The organism is Kluyvera sp. Awk 3 (assembly GCF_028069715.1).
In the GTDB taxonomy this organism is placed as follows: Bacteria; Pseudomonadota; Gammaproteobacteria; order Enterobacterales; family Enterobacteriaceae; genus Kluyvera; species Kluyvera georgiana_A.
Genome location: NZ_JANEWH010000078.1, coordinates 1 through 22865, shown reverse-complemented (window position 1 = coordinate 22865; position 22865 = coordinate 1). Strand labels below are relative to the sequence as shown.

General features: G+C 57.3%; 20 protein-coding genes. 14 read left to right on the top strand and 6 right to left on the bottom strand.

What is annotated here, in order from left to right:
* Positions 1 to 80: 80 nt before the first annotated feature.
* Entirely contained in the window at positions 81 to 737 is a 657-nt protein-coding gene (locus tag NNN71_RS15960; protein WP_163447495.1) for an oligogalacturonate-specific porin KdgM family protein, read from the top strand.
* Positions 738 to 781: 44 nt separating this feature from the next.
* Here NNN71_RS15960 and NNN71_RS15955 read toward each other — a convergent pair whose 3' ends face one another.
* Positions 782 to 1354 carry a DedA family protein gene (locus tag NNN71_RS15955; RefSeq protein WP_163447494.1) on the bottom strand — a complete coding sequence of 191 codons (573 nt, stop codon included), beginning with the start codon at positions 1352 to 1354 and terminating at the stop codon, positions 782 to 784.
* Between the two features lie 153 nt (positions 1355 to 1507).
* On the opposite strand from NNN71_RS15955, the gene NNN71_RS15950 reads away from it, so the two are divergent.
* Positions 1508 to 2095, top strand: a complete 588-nt coding sequence (locus tag NNN71_RS15950) for a Yip1 family protein (protein ID WP_271458884.1) — start codon at positions 1508 to 1510, stop codon at positions 2093 to 2095.
* Positions 2096 to 2274: 179 nt separating this feature from the next.
* Positions 2275 to 3228, top strand: coding sequence for a D-alanyl-D-alanine endopeptidase (gene pbpG / locus NNN71_RS15945; protein ID WP_271458883.1), 954 nt, complete (start codon positions 2275 to 2277; stop codon positions 3226 to 3228).
* Between the two features lie 7 nt (positions 3229 to 3235).
* Here the strand turns inward: pbpG and NNN71_RS15940 are convergent, their stop codons facing one another.
* Both NNN71_RS15940 and dld read right to left on the bottom strand, forming a co-directional pair.
* On the bottom strand, positions 3236 to 3790 hold the full coding sequence (locus NNN71_RS15940; RefSeq protein WP_249023023.1) for a GNAT family N-acetyltransferase: 555 nt from the start codon (positions 3788 to 3790) through the stop codon (positions 3236 to 3238).
* A 96-nt stretch (positions 3791 to 3886) separates the two neighbouring features.
* Positions 3887 to 5608, bottom strand: coding sequence for a D-lactate dehydrogenase (dld, locus tag NNN71_RS15935; RefSeq protein WP_271458882.1), 1722 nt, complete (start codon positions 5606 to 5608; stop codon positions 3887 to 3889).
* A 198-nt stretch (positions 5609 to 5806) separates the two neighbouring features.
* On the opposite strand from dld, the gene bglX reads away from it, so the two are divergent.
* The 8 genes from bglX to NNN71_RS15895 all read left to right on the top strand — a co-directional run bounded on the left by bglX (position 5807) and on the right by NNN71_RS15895 (position 16550).
* Entirely contained in the window at positions 5807 to 8104 is a 2298-nt protein-coding gene (gene bglX, locus NNN71_RS15930) for a beta-glucosidase BglX (protein ID WP_163447491.1), read from the top strand.
* 385 nt (positions 8105 to 8489) lie between these two features.
* Entirely contained in the window at positions 8490 to 9830 is a 1341-nt protein-coding gene (locus NNN71_RS15925) for a glycoside hydrolase family 28 protein (protein WP_271458881.1), read from the top strand.
* Positions 9831 to 9891: 61 nt separating this feature from the next.
* Positions 9892 to 11454 (top strand): MFS transporter, encoded by a 1563-nt coding sequence (locus tag NNN71_RS15920; RefSeq protein ID WP_271458880.1) that lies wholly within the window; start codon positions 9892 to 9894, stop codon positions 11452 to 11454.
* A 51-nt stretch (positions 11455 to 11505) separates the two neighbouring features.
* The gene (locus tag NNN71_RS15915; protein ID WP_064544176.1) at positions 11506 to 12741 is read left to right on the top strand and encodes an MFS transporter; all 1236 of its coding nucleotides are present in this window, start codon (positions 11506 to 11508) and stop codon (positions 12739 to 12741) included.
* A gap of 69 nt (positions 12742 to 12810) precedes the next feature.
* Positions 12811 to 13722 carry a glycine betaine ABC transporter substrate-binding protein OsmF gene (gene osmF, locus NNN71_RS15910; RefSeq protein WP_271458879.1) on the top strand — a complete coding sequence of 304 codons (912 nt, stop codon included), beginning with the start codon at positions 12811 to 12813 and terminating at the stop codon, positions 13720 to 13722.
* A 6-nt stretch (positions 13723 to 13728) separates the two neighbouring features.
* The gene (locus tag NNN71_RS15905; RefSeq protein WP_442910517.1) at positions 13729 to 14889 is read left to right on the top strand and encodes an ABC transporter permease; all 1161 of its coding nucleotides are present in this window, start codon (positions 13729 to 13731) and stop codon (positions 14887 to 14889) included.
* Positions 14882 to 15829: an ABC transporter ATP-binding protein gene (locus NNN71_RS15900; protein ID WP_249023028.1), complete on the top strand. Its 948-nt coding sequence runs from the start codon at positions 14882 to 14884 to the stop codon at positions 15827 to 15829. Before NNN71_RS15905 ends, NNN71_RS15900 begins: the two co-directional genes overlap by 8 nt.
* On the top strand, positions 15813 to 16550 hold the full coding sequence (locus NNN71_RS15895; protein WP_271458877.1) for an ABC transporter permease: 738 nt from the start codon (positions 15813 to 15815) through the stop codon (positions 16548 to 16550). Before NNN71_RS15900 ends, NNN71_RS15895 begins: the two co-directional genes overlap by 17 nt.
* Here NNN71_RS15895 and NNN71_RS15890 read toward each other — a convergent pair.
* The gene (locus NNN71_RS15890; RefSeq protein ID WP_074398756.1) at positions 16525 to 16638 is read right to left on the bottom strand and encodes a protein YohO; all 114 of its coding nucleotides are present in this window, start codon (positions 16636 to 16638) and stop codon (positions 16525 to 16527) included. The two genes, NNN71_RS15895 and NNN71_RS15890, sit on opposite strands and share 26 nt — an antisense overlap.
* A 59-nt stretch (positions 16639 to 16697) precedes the next feature.
* Entirely contained in the window at positions 16698 to 17417 is a 720-nt protein-coding gene (locus NNN71_RS15885) for a MerR family transcriptional regulator (RefSeq protein WP_271458876.1), read from the bottom strand.
* A gap of 211 nt (positions 17418 to 17628) precedes the next feature.
* Between NNN71_RS15885 and NNN71_RS15880 the strand changes: the two genes are divergently transcribed.
* Genes NNN71_RS15880 through NNN71_RS15870 form a run of 3 tightly spaced genes read left to right on the top strand, consistent with a single transcriptional unit; the run spans position 17629 to position 20548 of the window.
* On the top strand, positions 17629 to 19314 hold the full coding sequence (locus NNN71_RS15880; protein WP_163447482.1) for a sensor histidine kinase: 1686 nt from the start codon (positions 17629 to 17631) through the stop codon (positions 19312 to 19314).
* Positions 19311 to 20030, top strand: a complete 720-nt coding sequence (btsR, locus tag NNN71_RS15875) for a two-component system response regulator BtsR (RefSeq protein WP_163447481.1) — start codon at positions 19311 to 19313, stop codon at positions 20028 to 20030. Before NNN71_RS15880 ends, btsR begins: the two co-directional genes overlap by 4 nt.
* A 50-nt stretch (positions 20031 to 20080) precedes the next feature.
* Positions 20081 to 20548, top strand: coding sequence for a DUF1456 family protein (locus NNN71_RS15870; RefSeq protein WP_064544193.1), 468 nt, complete (start codon positions 20081 to 20083; stop codon positions 20546 to 20548).
* Between the two features lie 73 nt (positions 20549 to 20621).
* Here NNN71_RS15870 and metG read toward each other — a convergent pair whose 3' ends face one another.
* Entirely contained in the window at positions 20622 to 22655 is a 2034-nt protein-coding gene (gene metG, locus NNN71_RS15865) for a methionine--tRNA ligase (RefSeq protein ID WP_163447480.1), read from the bottom strand.
* Positions 22656 to 22865: the final 210 nt, after the last annotated feature.

The following is a 22865-nucleotide window of genomic DNA, read 5'->3' as shown; positions in this document are numbered from 1 at the left end:
ATTATAGCCAGTTCCTCCTGATTTTATTGTGACATTAATAAGCAGAGGACGATTGCGTGAAAAAATTAATAACTCTTGGGATGCTGGCGTTTGTCAGCGCATCGGCGAGCGCGGTAACGATTGACTTGCGTCATGAATATACCGACACCTCGCAGGGACAGAAAGACAGGGTGCTGATTTCGCACCGCTTCGCCAACGGTTTTGGTTTCTCCGTCGAAGCCAAAACGAAATCAGGCGGTGAACATTCGGATAAAGCGTTTAATGATGTCGTTGATAATGGTGATGAGTATGTTATTAGCTATCAGTTTAACGCGATGCCAAATATTGCTATTCAGCCGGGTTTTGCCTTAGAAACGTCATCATCGAAGGCGATATATAAACCGTATATTCGTGGGCAATATAATTTCGAAAATGGTTTTTATGTCGCCGGGCGTTACCGCTACGAATATACGCGTGATACGTCCAGCACGAAAGACGATGAACATGTGAACCGTGGCGATCTGTGGTTAGGTTATAAAACCGGGCCGTGGACGTTTGAAGGAAATTATCTGTATAAGAAAAGCGAAGATTATAATCGCTACGATAACGGTAAAGATGACTATGAGCTGGATTTCAAAGTGGCTTATAGCATCGATAAAAACTGGAAGCCTTACGCGCAGATCGGTAACGTCTCCGTCAGCAGCGACGAAGACGATCGCCAGACCCGTTATCGTGTGGGCGTGCAGTACACCTTCTGATCCTCATTACCTCTGGGCCTTACCGGGGCGCTTCGGCGCCCCGGTTATTCATCCGTCGAACGTTTTTCCCGCCGTTTGAACCACCAGCGCAGCGCGACCACTAGCGCCACCGCCAGCGCCAGCCAGATAATGTGCTTCAGATGTTTATCCAGATGATGCAGCCACGGGCCGATAGCTTCGCCGCCCAGGTAGCCGAGGGTGGTGAACAGCAACGCCCAGATCAACGCGCCGAGAATGTTCAGCGGCAGGAAAATCTTTGGCGGTAGGCCGCTGGCGCCAATTAACAGTGGGCCAATGACACGAAAGCCGTACATAAAACGCGTACCGATGACAAATAGCTTCGGACGGCTGTTAATCAGCCGCTGCGCCTTCCGAATACGCGCCTGATGGCGTGAAAACCGTTTAAGCAGACGCCCGCCGAACTTCCGGCCTAAAAGATACAGCACCTGATCGCCGATCATCCCGCCCAGCGCCACCGAAATCACAACCAGCGGAAATTTCAATAGCCCCTGATGCGCCGCCACGCCACCGAGTAGCGTAATAGTTTCGCCTTCCGCCATGCTGCCAATAATCAGCGCCGCGTAGCCATAGTGGGAAATCAGGTTATTGATATCCATACAAACACTCACTCCTTACCACATCATACTATTTATCATACACCCTCAGGGTGAGATTGCAGGGGCCGCTATTTTTTGCGTTGTACATAAAATAATCATTGGTGTGAATTATACTTACAGCAACGTGGTACGAAGCCGTGCAGAGGAGGCGTTATGAACCATGTATGGGGACTGTTCTCCCACCCTGACAAAGAAATGCATGTTATCCGCAGCGAGAACGAAACCGTTTCTCACCACTATGTGCATCATGTGCTGGTCATGGCGGCCATTCCGGTGGTCTGCGCCTTTATCGGCACCACCCAACTGGGCTGGAATTTTGGCGACGGCAACGTGGTCAGGCTGTCGCTGATGACGGGCCTGGGCATGGCGGTGCTTTTCTATGCCCTGATGCTGGCTGGTGTCGCGGTGATGGGACGGGTGATCTGGTGGATGGCGCGTAACTATCCGCAACGACCGTCGCTTAAACGTTGTATGGTGTTTGCCGGCTACGTCGCGACGCCGATTTTCCTGAACGGTATCGTGGCGCTTTACCCGTTGGTGTGGCTGTGCGCACTGGTCGGGACGGTTGCGCTGTTTTATACCGGGTATCTGCTTTACATCGGCATCCCGACTTTCCTCAACATCGATCGGGAAGAGGGGCTGAGCTTCGCCAGTTCCACCCTGGCTATCGGCGTGCTGGTACTTGAAGTGCTGCTGGCGCTGACGGTGGTGCTGTGGGGCTATGGCTACCGATTATTCTGAGTTCTGATATGCATTGCTGATGTGAATTAAATCACGTCAGCAATGCAGCATTTATTCACCATTATTTTCTGGCAGATGCCGCGTTCTACGCGCTATGATGGGCCATTCCGCTTCGCAACCGTTTGGTGCGAAGCGGTTGTCTATCATAATGTGCATAAATAACCGCCAGAATACTCACCATGCAGAAATTTCGCGTTTCCCTGCTCAGCCTCGCTCTCGTGCTGGCTGTGCCTTTTGCGCCTCAGGCGAGTGCTAAAACCGCCGTCTCCGCCGTGGCCTCGCAGCCGGAAATTGCTTCCGGTAGCGCGATGATTGTCGACCTTGAAACGAATAAAGTGATTTATGCCAACCAGCCCGATCTGGTGCGTCCGATGGCCTCCATTACCAAGCTGATGACGGCGATGGTGGTGCTGGACGCCCATCTGCCGCTGGATGAGATGCTGACCGTGGATATCAGCCACACGCCGGAGATGAAGGGCATTTATTCCCGCGTGCGTTTGAACAGCCAGATTAGCCGTAAAAACATGCTGCTGCTGGCGCTGATGTCTTCCGAGAACCGCGCGGCTGCCAGCCTGGCGCACCATTATCCGGGCGGTTATGACGCATTTATTCGCGCCATGAATGCCAAAGCCAAATCGTTGGGGATGACTCGTACTCGCTATGTCGAGCCGACGGGGCTGTCCATTCATAACGTTTCGACCGCGCGCGATTTGACTAAACTGCTGATTGCCACCAAACAGTATCCGCTGATTGGCCAATTGAGCACGACCAAAGAAGACACGGCGACCTTCGCCCATCCGGCGTATACGCTACCGTTCCGCAACACGAATCATCTGGTGTACCGCGATAACTGGAGCATTCAGCTGACCAAAACCGGCTTTACCAATGCGGCGGGTCACTGCCTGGTGATGCGCACCGTGATGAACAAACGTCCGGTGGCGATGGTGGTCATGGATGCGTTCGGTAAATATACCCATTTCGCCGACGCCAGCCGTCTGCGTACCTGGGTTGAAACCGGAAAGGTGATGCCGGTTCCTGTCGCGGCGCTGAGCTATAAAAAGCAGAAAGAGGCCCAGGTGGAAGGCAATATCGCGAAAGCCCAGCTTAGCGGGCAAACCACCCAGGACGATTAATCGTTCTTTATTCCGGCAGCGTCCAGTCACCGTCGTTGAGTGGGCGCTGCATAATCACCGTATCCCGCCAGTCACCCATCTTGTAGCCGACGCTGCGCAACTGTCCCGCCACTTCGAAGCCGTGTTTTTTATGCAGTCGCAGCGAAGCGGTGTTGTTATTTCCGTCGCCAATTACCGCCAGCATCTGCCGCCATGGTCCTTGTTCGCATACAGCGATTAATGCCGTCAGCAGGCGGCTGCCGATACCGTGGGCGGTCATTGTGGTGTCGATATAGATAGATTCTTCCAGCGTATAGCGATAGGCCGGGCGAGGGCGATAGGGGCTGGCATAGCAGTAGCCGACGATAACCCCACGATACAACGCCACCAGCCACGGCAATCCTTGTTGCTGAATGGAGTTCATGCGTTGCTGCATTTCATCAATGGAAGGCGGCACCTCTTCAAATGAGGCGCGGCCATTAAGTACGTGCCAGGCATACAGCGCGGCAATGGCTTGTACATCGTCAGCCTGCGCGTCACGAATTTCAATATCGGCGTCGCGAGTGACATCAAGCGTAGACATGCTTGAATTCCTTATGGTTTCCATCGTTAATCTGGCTCGCAGTCGGCCGGATAGCGCTACGCTTATCTGGCCGACAACGAATTTCCCAACGTCATATCACGCGTCGGTTTTCTCGCCCCAGTATTTGAGCTTACTGGTTTTACCGATCCCCGGGTTCATGCTGTTGGTCGGGTCGTTTTCCCGGTAGTGGCGTTTGAGGTTTTCATCGGCTTCATACAGATGCCCGACATTATGTTCCGCCGGATACTGGGCTCCACGCTCGCGCAGCAGCGCCAGCATCTGCTCTTTCAACTCGTGAGCATCGACGCCTTTTTTCACGATGTAGTCCTGGTGGAAAACGTGGCACATAAAGTGGCCGTAGTAGAGCTTATGCACCAGTTTACTGTCGATTTCCGGCGGCAGATGCTCGAACCATTCGGTGTCGTTGCGGCGTAGCGCAATATCCAGCGCCAGAATATCCTCCACTTCATCCGCGTGCACCGCCTGGTAACGGATGGCTGCACCTGCCGCCGCGAAGCGGTGCAGGAACGCTTTGCTGCCTTCTTCCGGCGTACAGACAAAGAAGTCGCCTTCCGCCTGCTTGAAGTAATCCACCAGCCAGGCTTTAGCCTCGTCAATGCCGTCGCCGGACATTTTCAGCAGCAGGTGGTGCTCGTATTTATCGCGCCATGTTTTCATCCGTTCCGGCAGATGCGCCGGGAAAGCGTGGCCTAGCTTCTGCATAAAGCGGTCGGTGAAGTGCGGCTTGAACAGGGACACTTTTTCCAGCATGGCGTCGGCGCGGCCCTTCATGGTGAAGAAGAACGGCATTTTGTCGGTGCCGAGCTTGTCGATCATCAGGAAGGTGTCTTTACCGTACTGCTCGGCGATATCGTAAATATCGCGATGCATATATTCGCCTGCTACCGGCAGGTTGTTAAATTCAGCCAGAATATGGCGGCGAATTTCCGTCAGCACGTCCGGCTGATTCGTTCCGATGTAGAACACCTGTTGACGTTTTTCTGCCGGGAAGGTGTCGAGACGCGCGGCGAATACCGCCAGCTTGCCCGCGCAGCCGGAGGATTCAAACAGACGCTCCGGGTCGGCGTTGTAGCGCGCCGGGGTATCGGCGTTGACGTCGCGTACGCGGTTGACGTAGTCGTGATCGTGCGCGTGACGGCCATCGTGACGCACATCGCTGTCCTTCACGCGATCGTCATCAAGTTTGCTGAGGATCTGCTCCGGGGTTTCACCCAGATCGATGCCCAGATGGTTAACCAGCGTCAGCTTGCCGTTTTCATCAATGCGCGCAAACAGCGACATCTCGGTGTACGCCGGACCGCGCTGCACCAGCGAACCGCCGGAGTTATTGCAGATCCCGCCGATCACCGACGCACCGATGCAGGAGGAGCCAATCACCGAATGCGGTTCACGGCCCAGCGGCTTGAGCGCTTTTTCCAGTGAATAGAGCGTGGTACCTGGCCAGGCCAGCACCTGCTCGCCTTTATCCAGCAGATGCAGTTTATCGAGGCGTAGGGTGCTGATAATGACGATATCGCGGTCGTAGTCGTTGCCGCTGGGCGTTGAACCTTCGGTCAGGCCGGTATTGGCGGCCTGCATCAGAATAATTTTGTCCGCATTGACGCAGGCGTTGAGCACGCGCCATAGCTCCAACAGCGAGCCTGGAAACACCACGGCCAGCGCATCGCCGTGCCCGGAACGGAAGCCTTTACGGTAGCGGGCGGTTTTGGCCGGGTCGGTGAGCAGGTGAGCGTGACCAACCAGGCGCGAGAGTTCGTTAATCAGCGCGTTATTATCATTTGTAGTTTGAGAAGCCATTCTCCACTCCTTGTGGTGGGACAAATTGTCGTTTCTAAGAATAGCGCTTTGTATGATCATTGGGGGAGTGAATGTTTCTAAAAATCAGAGAATAACCTTAGCTTTCTGTTCCGCGCTCCTTTACCTTTATGGCAAACTGCGGCTTTTCATCGACTCTCAGCCGCTCTCCCCGGCATGGATACAAGAGACTACAAAAATATGAAATGGCTATTTTCTGTTGGCGTCGCCGTGAGCCTGGCGCTGCAACCCGCTCTGGCGGAGGATTTGTTCGGTAACCATCCACTCACCCCGCAGGCGCGGGATGCGTTTGTGACCGAACTGCTGAAAAAAATGACGGTCGATGAAAAGATTGGCCAGCTGCGCCTGATTAGCGTTGGGCCGGACAACCCGAAAGAAGCCATTCGCGAGATGATCAAAGACGGTCAGGTCGGCGCGATTTTCAATACCGTGACCCGCCAGGATATCCGTGCGATGCAGGATCAGGTGATGTCCCTTAGCCGCCTGAAAATTCCGCTGTTCTTTGCCTACGACGTGGTACACGGCCAGCGTACCGTATTCCCGATTAGCCTTGGCCTTGCCTCTACCTTCAACCTCGACGCAGTGAAAACCGTGGGCCGCGTGTCAGCCTATGAAGCGGCGGATGACGGCCTGAATATGACCTGGGCGCCGATGGTTGATGTCTCGCGCGACCCGCGCTGGGGCCGCGCTTCCGAAGGGTTTGGCGAAGACACTTATTTAACCGCCGTGATGGGCGAAAATATGGTGGAAGCGATGCAGGGTAAAAGTCCGGCGGATCGCTACTCGGTGATGACCAGCGTTAAACACTTCGCCGCTTACGGCGCGGTGGAAGGCGGCAAAGAGTACAACACCGTCGATATGAGCCCGCAGCGTCTGTTCAACGACTATATGCCGCCGTACAAAGCGGGGCTGGATGCGGGCAGCGGCGCGGTGATGATCGGCCTGAACTCGCTGAATGGCACGCCGGCGACGTCCGACACCTGGCTGCTGAAAGACGTGCTGCGCAACCAGTGGGGCTTCAAAGGGATCACCGTCTCCGATCACGGGGCGATTAAAGAGCTGATTAAACACGGCGTTGCCGCCGACCCGGAAGACGCCGTTCGCGTGGCGCTGAAGGCCGGTATCGATATGAGCATGAGCGATGAATACTACAGCAAGTATCTGCCGGGGCTGGTGAAATCCGGCAAGGTGACGATGGCCGAGCTGGACGACGCCACCCGCCACGTGCTGAACGTCAAGTACGATATGGGGCTGTTTAACGATCCGTACAGCCATCTGGGGCCGAAAGCGTCAGACCCGCAGGACACGAACGCCGAAAGTCGCCTGCATCGTGCCGAAGCGCGCGAGGTTGCGCGCCAGAGCCTGGTGCTGTTGAAAAACCGTCTCGAAACGCTGCCATTGAAGAAAAACGCTACCGTGGCGGTGGTGGGCCCGTTGGCCGACAGCCAGCGTGACGTGATGGGGAGCTGGTCTGCCGCCGGTGTGGCTGGACAGTCCGTGACCGTACTGACCGGGATTAAAAACGTGATGGGCGGCGAAGGCAAAGTGCTGTACGCCAAAGGCGCGAACGTGACCAGCGACAAAGGCATCATCGACTTCCTCAACCTCTATGAGGAAGCGGTGAAGGTCGACCCGCGCTCGCCGCAGGCGATGATTGACGAAGCGGTAGCCGCAGCGAAGCAGTCCGACGTGGTTGTGGCGGTGGTGGGCGAAGCGCAGGGCATGGCCCACGAAGCCTCCAGCCGTACCGAACTGTCAATTCCGAAAAGCCAGCAGGATCTGATTGCGGCATTGAAAGCCACTGGCAAACCGCTGGTTCTGGTGCTGATGAACGGTCGTCCGTTGACGCTGGTGAAAGAGGACCAGCAGGCCGACGCTATTCTGGAAACCTGGTTCGCCGGTACCGAAGGCGGTAACGCCATCGCCGACGTGCTGTTTGGCGACTACAACCCATCCGGGAAGCTGCCGATGTCCTTCCCGCGCTCCGTGGGGCAGATTCCGCAGTACTACAGCCACCTGAACACCGGTCGTCCATACAACGCCGACAAGCCAAACAAGTACACCTCGCGCTACTTTGACGAAGCCAACGGCCCGCTGTATCCGTTCGGCTACGGTCTGAGCTACACCACTTTCTCGGTCTCCGACGTGAAAATGTCCGCACCGACCATGAAGGCTGACGGCAGCGTCACCGCCAGCGTGCAGGTGACCAACACCGGCAAACGTGAAGGGGCGACGGTAATTCAGATGTACCTGCAGGACGTGACCGCGTCGATGAGCCGCCCGGTGAAACAGCTGAAAGGCTTTGAGAAGGTGACGCTGAAGCCAGGTGAAACTCAAACCGTGAGCTTCCCGATTGACGTTAACGCGCTGAAGTTCTGGAACCAGCAGATGAAATACGCCGCTGAGCCGGGCAAGTTTAACGTCTTTATCGGCGTGGATTCGGCGCGTGTGAAGCAGGGCGAATTCGAGCTGCTGTAAGGCGACCCTTCAGTTCAGTACAAACTATCAGGCCGCACTCAACGGTCCCCTCTCCCCAGCGGGGAGAGGGTTAGGGTGAGGGGGCAACCCCTCAAACCCCACTCCCGCATCATTCTGTGATCCCCCTCGCTATTCTCCGCTTATCACCGTGCAATCTGCGCTAAACGGCCCGTTTAACGCGCTAACTAAGCTTCTTTTTGTGACGTTCCTCACTTATCACCTACCCCGACACATCGCGTTTTGTGCGCTTGCTCAAAACCCGTCTCAGGCCGCCATAACAGGCGTGACCCCATTCACTAATACGTAAAAAAGCCCGCTTCTGCCCCGCGAGAGGCGCAGCGAATCCGCGTTAAATGCAGCTATCTCAACATTCGCAGGTAGCCACATGAAGATTTCACTGCATAACACCTCTCTCGACCGCAGCGGTAAAACGCCGCTGACCGCGCAGCTGCAGCAGCTGATTGACGAAATTGACCGCGCCGGCGGCGGCACGCTGGTGGTGTCGGCGGGCGACTGGATGACCGGCACGCTGATTCTACCGTCCAACTTTACCTTGCATCTGGAGGCCGGCGCGCGTTTGCTGGCCAGCCCGAACGCTGAGGATTATCCGGCAGAGTTGACGCAAACCGTTGCTGAACTCTCCCGCATGGCGCTGATTTATGCCCGTAACGCTCATCACATTACGCTGAGCGGCGAAGGTTGTCTGGCAGGGGGCGCGAGCGCCTGGTTCGCAGAGCGCGCCGATGAGCAGGGTTATCGCCAGCCGAAAACCATGCGCCCGCGCATGCTGGTGCTGGAAGGCTGCCAGCAGGTGCGCATTCGTGATATCACCATCAGCGACTCGCCGATGTGGACCGCGCATCTGGTGAGCTGTAATCAGGTATTCATTCAAAATCTGACCATTGATAACGATCTGGCGCTGTCCAACACCGATGCGCTGGATATCGACAGCTGCCAGCATGTGCATATTAGCGATAGCTACTTCAGCGCTGCCGATGATGGCATCTGTATCAAAACGACCCGCAAACCGCAGGAACTCCAACAGGCGACCCGCCACGTGGTGGTCAGCAATTGCCTGATTCGTTCGAAAAGTTGCGCTATCAAAATCGGCACCGAAACCTTCGCCGATATCAGCCATGTCGCCGTGCACAACTGTTCAATCTTTGAGTCCAACCGCGGCATCGGCCTGGTCTCCCGCGATGGCGGCCGGTTCAGCCAGATGATTTTCAGCAACATTCTGTTCGACTGCCGCCACGGTCACCCGTGCCACTGGGGAAAAGCCGATCCGGTCTTTATCTCGGTGCGCCATCGCGACCCGCAGGTTCAGCCGGGCCAGGTTGAAGACATCACCTTTAGCCAGCTCTCCGGCGTGAGCGAAGGGGCCATCAACCTGCACGCGGAAACACAGGGCGATATTCATCATGTCACCTTCAACGGGCTGTCGCTGCAGCAGCTTTCCGGCCCTTCTGACGAGCAGGGCTGCTATGACGTGCGCCCACCGTGCAACCCGGCGAGCCCAACTGGCATGGGGCTCGATAACGCCTACCGCGTGAACCCGCAAACCGGCCGCGCCTGGGGTGTCGATGCCTATCCTGGCGGCCTACCGGCGTTCTACGCCAACGGTGTACAGGATCTGACGCTTAACGATCTGCGCATTCGTCGCCCGACGCCGCTGCCGCAGGGATGGAACATCAACGCCATCGTGCAGGAAAACGCCGACGCCTGAAGCTATTTGATGACGGCGCGGCTTTCGCCTCGCCGTTCTGTACTGTTCAAGGGGATGGAAAATGATAAAAAAAGTGCGGGAAATAAAACTCCACAACTACATCTGCTATGGCCTTGCGGATGTGATCGGTTCAGGCGCGTTTACTCTGGTGAGCGCCTGGCTGCTGTTCTTCCTGACCACATTCTGCGGCCTGACGCCCATTGAGGCAGGCTCGCTGTTTGCTGTGGCGCGTATCGTCGACGTCATCATGTGCCCGTGCATGGGGTACATTTCCGATAACTTCCACAAAACGCGCCTCGGCCGCCGTTTTGGTCGCCGCCGCTTCTTTCTGCTGCTGAGCATTCCGCTGGTGGCGGTCTACAGCCTGCTGTGGGTTCAGGGTTTCAACTACTGGATCTACCTGCTGGTGTACATCCTGTTTGAAATCGTCTATTCGATGATTCTGATCCCGTACGACACCCTGTCGGCGGAGATGACCTCCGATTTTACCAAACGCTCTAAACTGACCAGCGCACGTATGTACATTGCCCAGTTCGCCGGCTTCACCGCTGCGTTCCTGCCGGGGCGTCTGCTGGCCTACTTTGGTTCCGACTCGGCTATCTCTTTCTTCTACGCCGGGGCTATCTTCACGGTCGCCTTTATGGTGGTGCTGTTCTTCGTCTATTTCGGCACCTGGGAACGTTCAATTGAAGAGATTGAGCTGAGTGAGCGCAGCGTGGCGAGCGAAGAGAAGCAGCCGCTGGGCAAACGTCTGTTCGATATCTACTACGATTTTGTGTCCACGCTGAAAATCAAAACCTTCCGCTCCCACCTCGGCATGTACCTTGGCGGCTCTGTCGCGCAGGATATCTTCAACTCCGTCTTTACCTACTTCGTGGTCTTCGCGCTGGCCACCTCGTCAGTGGTGGCCAGTAACCTGTTGAGCGTGATTAACGGTCTGCAGTTCTTCGGCGTCGGCGTGGCAACCTGGCTGACGCTGCGTTACTCCCCGTCCCGGGCGTTTGCTACCCAGGCATTGATGGCGCTGGTGGCCTTTGCGCTGTTCGCCCTGACCTATGTCTATGGCTCCACCAGCATGTCGCTGCTGTATCTGGCGGCGGGCGTGGCGGGTCTGGCGCGCGGCGGTATCTACTCCATTCCGTGGAACAACTACACCTTCGTGGCCGATGTGGATGAGATTCTGACCTGCAACCGTCGTGAAGGGATCTTCGCGGGCTTTATGAGCCTGCTGCGTAAAGCGTCTCAGGCATTCTCCATCTTCCTGGTGGGCGTCGCGCTGCAAATGTCCGGCTTTATTACCGGGCACAGCAGCCAGCCGCAGTCGGCGATCAATATGATCCTCGTCATCATGATTGTGCTGCCGGTGGTTCTCACCCTGTGGGGCATCTGGTCCGCCTTCCAGTTCAAGGTGAACAGCCGTACCCACGCGGTGCTGAATGACGAAGTGGCGCGCCTGAAGCAAGGCGGCAGCAAAGCTACGGTTACCGCCGACACCAAAGCGGTGATCGAAAGCCTGACCGGAATGCCGTATGACCAGTGCTGGGGCGATAACACCGTCGGGCACGTCAACCGCAGCCTGTTGAAAGCGAAACAGCAGCAGTTAGAACAGTTACATAACGTGTAAGTACTTTCCCGGGCGAGTATCGCGACCCCGGGAATTTTGTGGATAACAGAAATGACCGATCAAAGTTTATATATTCAACAGGGTATCTGGGCGAGGCTGGGTCTGCCGCGCGAGCTGGTGTGGGGATTTGTCGGCGTCTTCCTGTTTATTACCGGCGCCACCATTGAACAAAGCTGGCTGGCATCACTGCTACAGCAGCGCGGCCTTGATGCGGTGCATATCAGCCTGCTGTCTTCGGTCTTTGGCCTGTGCGTGGCGGCGATCTCCTGGTTCTCCGGAATTGGCGCGGGCGTGCTGGGCGTTCGTCGCCTGATGTGGCTGGCGACGATTCTCTATTTTGTCGGTTCGGTGCCGTTTATCTTTGTCGCGCTGCCTGATAGCAACTATCCGCTAATGATGGTGAGCTACGCGGTACGCGGCATGGCTTATCCGCTATTTGCCTATTCGTTCCTGGTGTGGATCAACCAGCGCTGTGAAAGCCGCATTCTGGGGCGCGCCGTTTCCTGGTTCTGGATTGCCTTCGGCGTCGGCATGACCATCGTCGGGCCATGGTTCTCGGGCTTTATGATCCCGCGCCTGGGGGAAACGACCACGCTGCTGTCCGGCTTTATTTTCGTGCTGGCGGGCTGCGGCTGCGCGCTGATCCTCAACCGCGATAAGCCTCAATGGCAGCAGGGGCAGGCGGTTGGCCAGGCGCTGGCGGAAGGCCTCATTGTGCTGGTACGTGAGCCGAAAATGCGTATCGCCGTGGTGGTGAAAAGCATCAATGATATCGGCAAATTCTCGCTGGTGATCCTGATGCCGGTGTATCTGCCGCGCTTTGGGTTCAGCATTGAAGAGTGGCTGACCATCTGGGGGCTGGTGAACGTGATTAATATCTTCGCCAACTACTTCTTCGGCTGGCTGGGCGACACCATTGGCTGGCGCAACACGGTAGTGTGGTTTGCCGGCACGCTGTGCGGGCTGGCGGCATTGGCGGTCTGCTACGCGCCGGTGTTGTTCGGCCACAGTAGCGCAGCGCTGATTGCCGCGCTGGCGATTTATGCCATCGGCCTTGGCGCGTTCGGCCCGTTAAGCGCGCTTATTCCTTCACTGCTGCCGGAAAACAAAGGCGCGGCGATCTCCTGTCTCAATCTCGGATCCGGCCTCAGCAACTTCGTCGGGCCGTTTATCGTGACGCTGTGCGTGAATCCGCTGGGCGTTGAAGGCACGCTGTGGGTAATTGCGCTGCTGTATTTTGCCGCCAGTTTGCTGACGATCCCGTTAAAAATGCCGGAACAGGGCTGAATTCTCTATTTTCGTCTACGCTTTTTGCTTAAGCGCCTGTTAATTGAGCGCAAAATAAGAGGAAAGCGTATGACGATTGCAAGGGGATGGACGCTGGCATTGCTGGCCGCGGTAAGCCTGCCGGCGCTGGCTGCCGAGCCGGTGAAAGTAGGATCAAAAATTGACACCGAAGGGGCGCTGCTCGGTAATCTGATTTTGCAGGTGCTGGAAAGCCACGGTGTCAGCACCGTCAATAAAGTTCAACTGGGCACCACGCCGGTGGTGCGCGGCGCCATCACTTCCGGCGCGCTGGATATCTACCCGGAGTACACCGGTAACGGCGCTTTCTTCTTCAAAGAGGAAAACGACCCGGCGTGGAAAAACGCTAAAGCGGGCTATGACAAGGTGAAAGCGCTGGACGCGCAGAAAAATCATCTGGTCTGGCTGACGCCCGCGCCTGCGAATAACACCTGGACCCTTGCCGTGCGCAAAGACGTGGCCGAAAAAAATAAGCTCACCTCGCTTGCCGATCTGGGCCGCTATCTTAAGGATGGCGGCACCTTCAAGCTGGCGGCCTCGGCGGAATTTATCGAACGCCCGGACGCGCTGCCTGCCTTCGAAAAAGCCTACGATTTTAAACTCTCCCAGGATCAACTGCTGTCGCTGGCCGGTGGCGACACGGCGGTGACCATCAAAGCCGCCGCCCAGCAAACTTCGGGGGTGAACGCGGCGATGGCCTATGGCACCGACGGCCCCGTGGCGGCGCTAGGATTGCAAACCCTCAGCGATCCGAAAGGCGTGCAGCCTATCTATGCGCCCACGCCGGTGGTACGCGAAGCGGTGCTGAAAGCCTATCCGGATATCGAAAAATGGTTACAGCCGGTGTTTGCCAGCCTGGATGAAAAAACGCTGCAAACCCTGAACGCCAAAATTGCGGTAGAAGGGCTGGATGCGAAAAGCGTGGCGGCGGGCTACCTGAAAGAAAAAGGGTGGGTGAAGTAACCGATTATCCCCATGACTCGTTGTTCTAACCGCGTGGTGGCGCTGCTGGCACTGATGCTGCTGGCCGCCAGCGCGCTACCGTTTGCCAATTTTGCCCCGAACCGGCTGGTTTCGGGCAATGGCCTGTGGTTATGGCAAATCTGGTCGTTCTCGCCGCTGGCGCTGCTGGCGGTACCGGCGGCGTTGTGGATTTTATGCTGGCTGCCCGGCCGCTTTCCCGGCCTGCTTATTCTGCTGCTGGCGCAGTCGGGCTTCACGCTATTGCTATGGGCTGCGGGGGAGGCCGCCAACCATCTTGCGGCAAGCGCCAGCCCGCTGGCGCGTACCTCGCCCGGCAGCGGACTATGGCTGTGGTTACTGCTGATGCTGCTTATCGCCAACGATGCGATTCGTCGTCTCACGACTCGCGCGGCGTGGCGATGGCTGCTTAACGTTCAACTGTGGCTGCTGCCATGTTGGCTGCTTGCGAGCGGGGCGCTGGATGGGTTATCGCTACTCAAAGAATATGCCAACCGCCAGGATACCTTCAATGACGCGCTGTACCAGCATCTGACTCTGTTGTGGGGCACGCTGCTGCCCGCGCTGCTGATTGGCGTTCCGCTGGGGATGGCGTGCTGGCGTCATCCGCGACGGCAGTCGAGCGTCTTCACGGTGCTGAACATTATTCAAACCATTCCTTCTGTCGCGCTATTTGGCGTGCTGATTGCGCCGCTGGCCGGGCTGGCGCAGCGTTTTCCGTGGTTGGCGACGTTTGGCGTGGCTGGCACCGGCCTGGCGCCCGCGCTGATTGCGCTGGTGCTCTACGCGCTGTTGCCGCTGGTACGTGGCGTGGTCGCCGGGATGCAGCAGGTGTCGCCGCAGGTGCTGGAAAGCGCGGCGGCGATGGGCATGGGCCGTGGTCAAACTTTTCTGCGTGTGCAACTGCCGCTGGCGCTGCCCGTGCTGCTGCGCAGCCTGCGGGTCGTGGTGGTACAGACCGTGGGGATGGCGGTGGTCGCCGCGCTGATTGGCGCAGGTGGCTTTGGCGCGCTGGTGTTTCAGGGGCTGCTCAGTAGCGCGCTGGATCTGGTGCTACTGGGGGTGATCCCGGTGATTGCGCTGGCGGTAACCCTGGATGCGCTGCTGAGTCTGGCCGCCACCTTACTTCAAGGAGAAGCCGGTGATTGAATTTTCGCAGGTCAATAAAACATTCGGCGGTCATCCGGCGGTGAAAAACCTGTCACTACGTCTTGAGGAAGGCGCGTTCTCGGTGCTGATTGGCACTTCCGGCTCGGGAAAATCGACCACCCTGAAGATGATTAATCGACTGGTGGAGCCGGACAGCGGGATGATTCGCTTCGCCGGGCAGGATATCCGCGAGCAGTCGCTGCTGGCGCTGCGCCGACGAATGGGGTACGCCATTCAATCGATTGGCCTGTTTCCGCACTGGACGGTCGCTCAGAACATCGCCACCGTACCGCAACTGCTGAAATGGCCGAAGGCCAGAATGAACGCGCGTATCGACGAACTGATGGCCCTGCTCGGGCTGGAACCCACGCTGCGCGGTCGTTACCCGCATCAGCTTTCCGGCGGCCAGCAGCAGCGCGTCGGCGTGGCGCGGGCGCTGGCGGGCGATCCCGACGTTTTGCTGATGGATGAACCTTTCGGCGCGCTGGACCCGGTTACCCGTAGCGCGTTGCAGCAGGAGATGCGCCGCATTCACCGGCTGCTGGGGCGTACCATCGTGCTGGTGACGCATGATATTGATGAAGCGCTGCGTCTGGCGGATAACCTGATTTTACTCGATGGCGGTGAAGTGGTGCAGCAGGGCTCGCCGCTGCATATGCTCAGCGCTCCGGGCAATGAGTTTGTCCGCACCTTTTTTGGTCGCAGCGAGCTGGGTGTACGCCTGCTGTCGTTACGCCAGGTGGCCGACTATGTGCGCCACGGTGAACGCGTTGCAGGAGAAGCGATAGCCGATTCGTTATCGCTGCGCGATGCGCTGTCGGGGTTTATGGCCCAGCGGCGTACGGTGTTGCCGGTGGTCAACGAGAAAGGCGTGGCATACGGGGCGCTGCATTTTGCCGACCTGCTGCGTGAGGAGCCTGCCGATGCGCATCCTTCGTGATCCGCTGCTATGGCTGCTGGCACTGTTTATCGCACTGCTGATTGGCCTGCCGTATAGCGAGCCGCTGTTTCACACGCTTTTTCCGGAACAACCGCGCCCGCTGTATCAGCAGGCGGGGTTTCTTGCGCTGACGCTGGCGCACGGCAAGCTGGTGGTCATCTCCAGCCTGGCGGCGGTTGTGATTGGCGTTGGCGCGGGCGTGCTGGTTACGCGTCCTGCGGGGCGCGAGTTTCGTCCGCTGGTGGAAACGCTGGCGGCGATGGGGCAAACCTTTCCGCCTGTAGCGGTGCTGGCGCTGGCGGTGCCGGTGATGGGCTTTGGGGAACAGCCGGCGATTGTCGCGCTGATTCTCTACGGTATTCTGCCGGTACTGCAGGGAACGCTGGCCGGATTAGCGTCGGTACCCGTCGGGGCGCTGAGCGTGGCGGAAGGAATGGGCATGACGGGAGGACAGCGGCTGTGGAAAGTCGAGCTGCCGTTGGCGGCACCGGTGATCGTGGCGGGTATCCGCACGTCGGTTATCGTCAATATTGGCACGGCGACCATCGCCTCAACGGTGGGGGCCAATACGCTGGGCACGCCAATTATCATTGGCCTGAGTGGATTCAATACGGCCTATGTGGTGCAGGGGGCAATTCTGGTGGCGCTGGCGGCGATTATCGTCGACCGCGCCTTTGAGCGCTTAAGCCTGAGGCTCAGCCGACACCGCCGCGCACAATAAACGAGTAGCCGGCGAGCATCACGCCACCAATTCCGCTGATAGCCATCAGGGCAAAAAGGACGATCGCGGCGAATTTAGCTGACTTCATTGTGTACTCCTTTTGTTAACCAAAAGATTATACCGCGAAGCTCAGCTGTTAACGAACGATTAATTAGCAGGAAGTGCGAAGGCCACGCCGTCTTCCTGCCAGCGTGCAAGCTGCTGTAGCTGTTGGGCGCCAGGGGCCGCACCGCACCAGATTAACAGCGTCTGGCCGGGGAACAGCTCTGGCTGAATCTGCGTGAGCGGGTGGGCCAGTACGTCGACGCGCCATCCCTGTTCACAGGCCACCCAACCCTCCAGCCACAGCCGGGTGATATCGGTGACGTTCCAGCCCACCACCAGCGCGTGCGGTCCGGATTTACGCCGGGCGGAAGCGAGGCTGAGCGCAATGTCGTTAATCAGTACGCCATCCAGCAGACCAAGCAGAGTCGGCAGCGCCACCTGCGCGTTTTGCAGACGCTGACGCAATGGGATGAAGAGATTATCCACCAGGGTTCGGGCGCTATGACTGCGACGCAGCTCTTTCACCCATTGTCGCAGATGGGTGAGGTTGCCGTTGCGCAGGTCGCGCAGCGCAGTCTCCTGCTGTTCATGCCAGCCGTCATCCGGCTCACTCAGCAGGTTTTTGACTTTACTGACCTGGACACCGTTTTCTATCCAACGCTGGATTTCGCGGATGCGGTCAATATCGGCATCGTTAAACAGGCGGTGCCCGCCATCGCTGCGCTGCGGTTTTAACAGCGCGTAGCGCCGCTGCCAGGCCCGCAGCGTTACCGGGTTGATATCACAGAGCTGAGCCACTTCGCCAATCGTGTAAAGCGCCATCTTATCCTCCGGGCATGCGATCCCCCATTTAACTTTAGACGGGGTTTGCCGTCGCGGCCTGTTGCGGTTGTTTTTTATTCGTTTCACTCCCGGACGGAATGGATAAAATGTGATCGGTAGCATTTTTTGCACTTTTTTTGCCAGGTTTCAAAGAAAGTTATGCCGACTAAGTGTATGTTACGCAGTTTTATTTCTGCTGTGGTGTCGGGGTATGTACGAGTTTAATCTGGTGTTGCTGCTGCTTCAGCAGATGTGCGTTTTTCTGGTCATCGCCTGGTTGATGAGCAAGACGCGGCTGTTCATTCCCCTGATGCAGGTCACCGTGCGTTTGCCGCACAAGCTGTTGTGTTACGTCACCTTCTCCATTTTTTGTATCCTCGGCACCTACTTTGGTCTGCATATTGAAGACTCTATCGCCAACACTCGCGCCATTGGCGCCGTGATGGGCGGCCTGCTGGGGGGGCCGGTAGTCGGTGGGCTGGTCGGCCTGACCGGCGGGCTGCACCGCTACTCAATGGGCGGGATGACCGCGCTCAGCTGTATGATCTCCACCATGGTGGAAGGGCTGCTGGGCGGGCTGGTGCACAGCATCCTGATTCGCCGTGGTCGCCCGGATAAAGTCTTTAGCCCGTGGACGGCGGGGGCGATTACCTTTGTCGCCGAGCTGGTACAGATGCTGATTATTCTGCTGATTGCGCGCCCGTTTGAAGACGCGCTGCATCTGGTGCAAAGCATCGCCGCGCCGATGATGGTCACCAACACGGTCGGCGCGGCGCTGTTTATGCGCATCCTGCTGGATAAACGGGCGATGTTTGAGAAATATACCTCGGCGTTTTCGGCCACCGCCCTGAAGCTTGCCGCCTCGACAGAAGGGATTTTGCGCAAGGGCTTCAATGAAGAAAACAGCATGAAGGTGGCGCAGGTGCTAATTCAGGAGCTGGACATCGGCGCGGTGGCGATCACCGACCGGGAAAAATTGCTCGCCTTTACCGGCATCGGCGAAGACCATCATCTGCCGGGCAAGCCGATCTCTTCGCGCTATACGCAGAAAACCATTGAAACCGGTGAGGTGGTGTACGCCGATGGCAACGAAGTGCCGTACCGCTGCTCCATTCACCCCAACTGCAAACTGGGCTCGACGCTGGTGATCCCGCTGCGCGGCGAAAATCAGCGGGTCATCGGCACCATTAAGCTGTACGAAGCCAAAAATCGGCTGTTCAGCTCGATTAACCGCACCCTCGGCGAAGGCATCGCGCAGCTGCTGTCGGCGCAGATTCTGGCCGGGCAGTACGAGCGGCAAAAAGCGCTGCTGACGCAGTCGGAAATCAAGCTGCTGCACGCGCAGGTGAACCCCCATTTTCTGTTTAACGCGCTGAATACGCTGAAGGCAGTGATTCGCCGCGACAGCGAGCAGGCCAGCCAGCTGGTGCAGTATCTGTCGACCTTTTTCCGTAAGAACCTCAAGCGCCCGTCGGAAATTGTCACCCTGGCCGATGAAATAGAACACGTGAACGCCTATCTGCAAATCGAGAAGGCGCGTTTTCAGTCGCGGCTGCAGGTGCATCTGGAGATACCCGATGCGCTGTCAAACCAGCAGCTTCCGGCATTTACCCTGCAACCTATCGTGGAGAACGCCATTAAACACGGCACCTCGCAGTTGTTGGACGTTGGCGAAATTACGCTACGCGCCAGCCAGCAGGGGCAGCATCTGCTGCTCGAGATTGAAGATAACGCCGGTCTGTATCAGCCCAACGCGCCGTCCAGCGGGCTGGGCATGAGCCTGGTGGATAAGCGTCTCAAGATGCGCTTTGGCGAAGACTGCGGCATCTCGGTTGCCTGCGAAGCGGACCGTTTCACCCGTGTTACCCTGCGGTTACCTCTGGAGGAGAGCGCATGATTAAAGTGCTGATTGTCGATGATGAACCGCTGGCGCGGGAGAACCTGCGCGTGCTGCTGCAAACCCAGGCGGACCTGGAGATTGTCGGCGAGTGTGCCAATGCGGTGGAGGCTATCGGTGCGGTGCACCGTCTGCGTCCGGACGTGCTGTTTCTGGACATTCAGATGCCGCGCATCAGCGGCCTGGAAATGGTCGGCATGCTTGACCCGGAACATCGCCCATACATCGTGTTTCTGACCGCTTTTGACGAATATGCGGTCAAAGCGTTTGAAGAGCATGCGTTTGATTATCTGCTCAAGCCCATTGAAGAGAAACGCCTGGAAAAAACGCTCGCCCGCCTGCGGCAAGAACGCGCGGCGCAGGACGTCTCGGTGCTCAGCGAGGGCCAGCAGGCGCTGAAGTTTATCCCCTGTACCGGGCACAGTCGTATTTATCTGCTGCAAATGGACGATGTCGCGTTTGTCAGCAGCCGGATGAGCGGGGTATACGTGACCAGCGGCGAGGGCAAAGAGGGTTTTACCGAACTGACGCTGCGCACGCTGGAGAGCCGCACGCCGCTGATTCGCTGTCATCGCCAGCATCTGGTGAACATGGCGCATTTGAAAGAAATTCGTCTCGAGGATAACGGCCAGGCTGAACTGCTGCTGCGTAACGGTCAGACCGTGCCGGTGAGCCGTCGCTATTTAAAGAGCCTGAAAGAGGCGCTGGGACTGTAATTCGTGTAGAATCGGTCATCGAATTTTTCATCACCACCGTCGAAGGCACTATGGTCAGTAACGATATTTTACGCAGCGTCCGCTACATCCTGAAAATGAACAACAACGATCTGGTGCGTATCTTCGCGCTGGGCGAAGCCGCCGTCACCGCTGAACAGCTGGTGCCGTGGCTGCGCAAAGAGGATGAGGAAGGCTTCGTACGTTGCCCGGACATTATGCTGTCGTGCTTCCTGAACGGCCTGATCTACGAAAAACGTGGTCGCGATGAATCCGCTCCGGCGCTGGCGGTGGAACGCCGTATTAACAACAACATCGTACTGAAAAAGCTGCGTATCGCCTTTGCGCTGAAAACCGATGATATTCTGGCGATCCTGACGCAGCAGCAGTTCCGCGTGTCGATGCCGGAAATCACCGCCATGATGCGCGCGCCGGACCACAAAAACTTCCGCGAATGCGGCGACCAGTTCCTGCGCTACTTCTTGCGCGGCCTGGCGATTCGCGAGCACGCGGCGAAATAAGCTATACCGTCGGGAATGTATTGAGCCAAACCCTACAAAAAAACGCTGCCGAAGCAGCGTTTTTTTATGCAGTTTATTTTACCTGCTGGCCTGGTTTCGCCCCGTCATCCGGGCTTAACAGGAAGATATCTTTGCCGCCAGGACCTGCGGCCATCACCATCCCTTCCGAGATGCCGAAGCGCATCTTACGCGGCGCCAGGTTGGCCACCATGATGGTCAGGCGGCCGATCAGCGGCTGCGGGTCCGGGTATGCGGAACGGATGCCGGAGAAGACGTTACGTTTCTCGCCGCCCAGATCCAGCGTCAGACGCAGCAGCTTGTCGGAACCTTCCACGAACTCGGCGTTTTCAATCAGCGCCACGCGCAGGTCAACTTTGGCGAAATCGTCAAAGGTGATGGTTTCCTGAATCGGATCGTCCGCCAGCGGGCCGGTTACCGGGGCTGCGGCAGCTTTCACTTCTTCTTTTGACGCTTCCACCAGCGCTTCCACCTGTTTCATTTCAATACGGTTATACAGCGCCTTGAAGGTGTTGATCTTATGACCCACCAGCGGCGCGTTGATCGCATCCCAGCTCAGTTCAGTGTTGAGGAACGCTTCGGTACGCGCGGCCAGCTCTGGCAGAACCGGCTTCAGCCAGGTCATCAGCACACGGAACATGTTCAGACCCATGGTGCAGATAGCCTGCAGGTCGGCGTCGCGGCCTTCCTGTTTCGCCACCACCCACGGCGCCTGCTCGTCAACGTAGCGGTTAGCCACGTCGGCCAGTGCCATGATTTCACGAATCGCTTTACCGAATTCACGGCTGTCCCACGCTTCGCCGATGCTGGCTGCCGCGTCGGTGAAGGTTTTATACAGCTCTGGGTCAGCCAGTTCAGCAGATAGCACGCCGTCGAAACGCTTAGCAATAAAGCCAGCGTTACGGGAAGCCAGGTTGACCACTTTGTTGACGATGTCGGCGTTGACGCGCTGGATAAAGTCTTCCAGGTTCAGGTCGATATCGTCGATGCGGGATGAGAGCTTCGCCGTGTAGTAGTAGCGCAGGCTGTCGGCATCGAAATGGTTCAGCCAGGTGCTGGCTTTAATGAAGGTGCCGCGAGATTTGGACATCTTCGCGCCGTTCACCGTCACGTAGCCGTGGACGAACAGGTTGGTCGGTTTGCGGAAGTTGCTGCCTTCCAGCATCGCCGGCCAGAACAGGCTGTGGAAGTAGACAATGTCTTTACCGATAAAGTGATACAGCTCGGCGTCAGAGTCTTTGTTCCAGTACGCGTCGAAGCTGGTGGTGTCGCCGCGCTTATCGCACAGGTTCTTGAAGGAACCCATGTAGCCGATTGGCGCGTCCAGCCAGACGTAGAAATATTTGCCCGGCGCGTTCGGGATTTCAAAGCCGAAGTACGGCGCATCGCGGGAGATATCCCACTGCTGCAGGCCGGATTCAAACCATTCCTGCATTTTGTTGGCGACCTGCTCCTGCAGCGCGCCGCTGCGGGTCCACGCCTGCAGCATTTCGCTGAAGGACGGCAGATCAAAGAAGAAGTGCTCAGACTCACGCATCACCGGCGTGGCGCCAGACACCACGGATTTCGGCTCGATAAGCTCGGTTGGGCTATAGGTCGCGCCGCACACTTCGCAGTTATCGCCGTACTGGTCCGGTGATTTACATTTCGGGCAGGTGCCTTTAACGAAACGGTCCGGCAGGAACATGCCTTTTTCCGGATCGTACAGCTGAGAGATGGTGCGGTTTTTAATAAAACCGTTCTCTTTCAGGCGACCGTAAATCAGCTCGGACAGCTCGCGGTTCTCGTCGCTGTGCGTTGAGTGGTAGTTGTCATAGCTGATGTTAAAGCCCGCAAAGTCCGTCTGATGCTCCTGACTCATCTCGGCAATCATCTGCTCTGGGGTAATGCCCAGTTGCTGTGCTTTCAGCATAATCGGCGTGCCGTGGGCATCGTCCGCGCAGATGAAGTTAACCTCGTGGCCGCGCATTCGCTGGTAACGGACCCAGACATCAGCCTGGATGTGCTCCAGCATATGGCCGAGGTGGATGGAACCGTTGGCGTACGGCAGGGCGCACGTTACCAGAATTTTCTTCGCGACTTGAGTCATAGTGAACGTTACTTCTTATGTAGTGAAAAGGGCTTTTGATGTTACCTGAAAGGCTTTCCTTTGGTAAGCCCAAAGCGTGCCTCATCACGTGCTAAATCAAGCTGGCGGGATATTCGCGCAGAAAAACGACGATTTTCCGGACTGTTTAAGAAGCAACAGCGACCTGGTAGCCATTTTTTTACCACGTCGCGGTGGGCATAAATATAAAGA